Raw genomic sequence first — 4,705 nt, 5'->3', positions numbered from 1 at the left:
ATAATTAAGGATTATTTTTCACTTTTTTACCAAGCATTACACAAAAACACCCAAGAATTATCAAAGGTTCTCCTTCGTCTGTTTAACCTCCTACAGCACAACGGACGAAAATCTCATCGATATGAGAAAAAGACAGTCTTTGATATTTTGGGTGTTGTGTATGAGTATACCACTTCTACTCATCATGTAGCATAGTAAAAAATTGAAGCCCGTCAGGGTTTATTTGATATGCCCACTTTTATAAAATCTATAAAAGATAATAAAAAGCTATATGGAAAGACCGCATTTTGTATAAAAATATACCTTAAGTTGATGGATGTGGGGTACAGACACATGCCCATTAAGCTAAAAATGGATTTTCTATGAAATTCCATTTTTTTAGTTATGCCACTATTATCGTTTCTGTTTCGTTGTCAGATAAGCTCAAATTTCTTCCTCATCTTAAAGTGGAACAAATTTATTACTTAAATTGTCTATTTAGTACACTTTTTAAATATGAATATATTTCTTAAAGTGGCTTCAATAATTTTAAGTAAATCAACAGGAGAATTGAAAGGCAGGAGAAAGTAGCATGTCAGAAAATTATCGTTCTCGAGAGGAGCGACGACAAGTTAAAAAGAAAAAACAGCCTGCTGCTAAGAAACAAAAAGCAAAAGGTAAAACATCGTTTTTTCGTAAGTTTTTAGTTAGTTGTTTATTACTTGGTATTGTGGGGTTAGTCGCAGGAGTTGCTACCTTTTTCGTTATGATCAAAGATGCTCCAAAACTTGAGAAAGCAAAACTTGTTAATCCGTTATCCTCAAAAATTTATGATAAAGATGGGAAATTGATATATGAATATGGAAAAGAAAAACGAACAAATATTATGTATGATCAGATTCCTAAGTTAGTAGAAAATGCGTTTTTAGCAACAGAAGATGCACGTTTTTACGAGCACAGTGGTGTAGACTATAAAGGTACTGCACGTGCAGCCTTAGTCAGCCTAAAAGGGGATTACGGCTCTCAAGGTGGAAGTACGATTACACAGCAAGTTATTAAAAATTACTTCTTATCGATGGAAAAAACGTCAAAGAGAAAGGCGCAAGAAATATATTTAGCATATAAGCTAGAACAACAGTATTCAAAACATGAAATTTTAGAAATGTATTTAAATAAAGTTTACTTAGGTAACCGTTCATACGGAATCGCAACAGCAGTCCAAAATTACTATGGTAAGGAATTAAAAGATTTAACACTACCAGAGGTTGCAATGCTTGCTGGTTTAATGAAAGCTCCTAATAACTATGATCCAACGAAAGAACAAAATATCAAAAAAGCAACAGAAAGAAGAAATGTTGTACTTAAATTAATGAATCGACATGGTTATATTACAAAAAAAGAAATGGAAGAAGCATCAAAAGTTCCAGTAACAGAAGGACTTAAGAAAGCAACTGAACAAAAAGAAATGCCATATCCTGCTTTTATGGATGCGGTTGTGAAAGAAGTTGAAAAAGAATTGCCAGATGCTAATATTGGATCTGACGGTTTAGAAATTTATACTACATTAGATCAAAAGGCACAGGATTTTGCGGACAAGCTTTTAAATAAAGATATTATTAATTATCCAAATGAGAAATTCCAAGGGGCTTTCACATTTATGGATACGAAAACAGGAGAAGTACGTGCAATTGGTAGTGGACGTGGTGAAAATAAAGCTGTTTTTAAAGGACATAATATTGCAATTGAATTAAATCGCTCAGCAGGTTCAACGATGAAACCAATTTTTGATTACGCTCCCGCAATTGAATATTTAAAATGGGCTACTTACCATCAAATTGATGACTCTCCATTTAAGTACTCAACGGGACAAGAAGTTAGAAATGCTGATAGAAAGCATTTAGGACTAATTACAATGCGTGATGCATTGAAGACGTCCCGAAATATCCCGGCAATAAAAACTGCAAAAGAAGTAGGAATTAATAGATCAAAAGGTTTCTCTGAAAAGCTAGGTATTACATTTAATGTAGCACCGACCGAATCAACAGCGATTGGTACAAATGAAGCGTCACCGACTGAAATTGCAGGTGCTTATGCGGCATTTGGTAATGATGGTAAGTATACGAGGCCACATTTTGTTAAGAAAGTCATTTATTCAGATGGTAAATTAAAAAGTTTTGAGCAAAAGCCAAAAAGAGTTATGAAGGATTCTACAGCATATATGATTACTGATATGCTTCGTACTTTTGTTTCATCTGGATTAGGTACAACAGCTAATATAGGTTCTTTAGATATAGCGGGTAAAACAGGTACAACAAACTATTCTTTAGAACAAATAGCACAATATAATCTACCAGAAAGTGCAACTCGTGATAGTTGGTTTGCTGGTTATACACCACAATATACGATGGCAGTATGGACCGGATATACAAAGGATAGTAAAGATGATTATATTAGTAGTAAAAATACGAAAATAGCTCAATTGATTTTTAAAGAAATGATGAGTAAGTTTGCTACAGATAAGTCACAATTTAAAATGCCGAACAGTGTAGTTCAAGAAGGTAGCGAATTACGTATTAAAGGTGAGAAGCGTGATTCTTCTCCAAATACGAAAATAGAAAATACGACTGAACAGCCGAGTGAAAATAAGCAAAAAGAAAAGCAAAAGAAACAAGAAGAATTAAAGAAACAAGAAGAGAAAAAGCAAAGTGAACCAAAAAGTGGTAGTGACCAAGGAAATACAACACCACCAAACAATGGTAATGGCCAAGGAAATACAACACCACCAAACAATGGTAATGGCCAAGGAAATACAACGCCGTCAAAAAGTGGTAGTGACCAGGGAGATAAAACACCACCAAACAACGGTAATGGCCAAGGAAATACAACGCCGCCAAAAAGTGGTAGTGACCAAGGGAATAAAACACCACCAAACAATGGTAATAGCCAAGGAAATACAACGCCGCCAAAAAGTGGTAGTGACCAGGGAGATAAAACACCACCAAACAATGGTAATGGCCAAGGAAATACAACGCCGCCAAAAAGTGGCAGTGACCAAGGGAATAAAACAACACCAAACAATGAGGATGACCATGGAACGCTACCGTCACCAAGTAATGATGGGAATACAGGAGAGGCTCCAGCTAATAATGGATAATATGTAATTATACAATTAAAAAACGCAATCCTTTTTGTAGAAATATACAGAAAGGATTGCGTTTTTATGACGCTATCGATTCAATATGAGTTTCATTTATTCGCTAAAGAACTCCAGCGATACCTATCTCTAAGTATCCTTCAAAAGCAAAAGTTTCATAAAACATAAAAGTAAATATGACACAAGAGATTTGGCCGATTTATGCGTTTGGATTAGTCTACACATAGCATTTCTTCGAGAAATTTTTACTTCTCTTCTCACACAAAAACTCTGTTCAAATCACTCACTTTCTGCACATATAATCTCTATTTTCAATCGTATACGTATTCTAGATGCAAGAGTGTTTCAACTACCTGGTCAATTCGCCATCGACTATCAAGGTTTAGGTGGAAGTAGTAATGAGGCAGGCATGAAAATTCAATTGGAATATGATTTATTTAGCAGTCAAGTCATTAACGTGCAGCTTGGACCAGGAAAGAATAATGATAAAACATATGATACCATCTGTCTTGAAACCATAGAAGCAGGCGATTTGTGTTTACGTGATCTCGGTTACTTCGATTTAGTAGACTTACAAACCATTCAGGATAAAAAGGTTTACTATATCTCACGGTTGAAGTTGAATACACGCATTTATATCAAGAACCCTGACCCAGAATACTTCAATAATGGTACGTTAAAAAGTAAAAAGAATACATCCAGCTTGATATGACACAAATGATGTAGGATCTAATCCCTGGTGAAACGATAGAAATCCACGAGGCATATATTGGCCAAAATCAGAAGCTTCCAACACGTGGCATTATCCATCATTTAACCGATGATTAAACGCAAACACGACTGAAAAACCAAGCGATACGTGAAAAGAAAAAAGGCATTGTCATGAAGATAAAAGTAAACGTTTAATGGGGTAGCGTCAGGAAAATGCGGATTTACAACGTTAAGGAAATTTCAATATTAAAAAGCCTAATTTCTCAATTTAATGTGAAGAAATTAGGCTTTTTTTATTACTCAATTAAAGCTCCCTATTGTTGAATAATGTTCAATTTCAAACAAATAAAGCCATTAATATTAAATCTTGATAGCCGCCATCCAATTTTACACCCTTTGCTTTTCTACCCTCTTCAAAAAAGCCAAGATTCTTATATAACTGGATTGCACCTAGATTATCTTCCATTACCTCAAGACAGACTTTCTCAATCTTACTGTTATTTTTAGCCCAATTGATTAACGTTTCTAGAAGAGCTCTTCCAATACCATAATTTCGATATTCAGGTAGTATGTTCATCGCAAAAGCCCCTTGATGACTAATTTTTTCTTTGTTTCCGTTCTTAAAATCTATTGCACCGACTAACTTACCATCAAATTCGGCAATAAACTGTACATAATTTGGATTTTCATGATAAGTTTTTAACGTTTTTTGAATAACATCAACACTCACCTTTTTTATATCCTCAACCGTACTTAGCATATATGGAGCGTTTATTAAAGCTTTTGAAGCAGAATCTAGCATTCTTTCCGCATCCTGTTCTTTAGCTTCTCTAATTATTATTGTTTTTCCATCCTTAGATT

Annotated in this window: 2 protein-coding genes and 2 pseudogenes; 3 read left to right on the top strand and 1 reads right to left on the bottom strand. The window is 34.5% G+C overall.

Annotated features, from left to right (window positions below):
• The 3 genes and pseudogenes from ACQGS6_RS23240 to ACQGS6_RS23230 form a co-directional block, all read left to right on the top strand.
• A pseudogene (locus tag ACQGS6_RS23240) lies at window positions 1-195 on the top strand (IS4 family transposase); the annotation flags it as partial.
• A gap of 376 nt (window positions 196-571) precedes the next feature.
• On the top strand, window positions 572-3,133 hold the full coding sequence (locus ACQGS6_RS23235) for a PBP1A family penicillin-binding protein (RefSeq protein ID WP_426965674.1): 2,562 nt from the start codon (window positions 572-574) through the stop codon (window positions 3,131-3,133).
• 66 nt (window positions 3,134-3,199) lie between these two features.
• Window positions 3,200-4,044: pseudogene (locus ACQGS6_RS23230) on the top strand (IS4 family transposase); the annotation flags it as partial.
• 137 nt (window positions 4,045-4,181) lie between these two features.
• On the opposite strand, the gene ACQGS6_RS23225 reads toward ACQGS6_RS23230, so the two are convergent.
• On the bottom strand, window positions 4,182-4,705 hold a 524-nt coding region (locus ACQGS6_RS23225), incomplete at its 5' end, for a GNAT family N-acetyltransferase (RefSeq protein WP_426965672.1).

This window comes from Bacillus sp. GMs2/2 (assembly GCF_050172095.1).
GTDB classification, from domain to species: Bacteria; Bacillota; Bacilli; order Bacillales; family Bacillaceae_G; genus Bacillus_A; species Bacillus_A cereus.
Note: the sequence above shows the minus strand (reverse complement) of the source record. Positions and strands in the feature narration are given on the sequence as shown.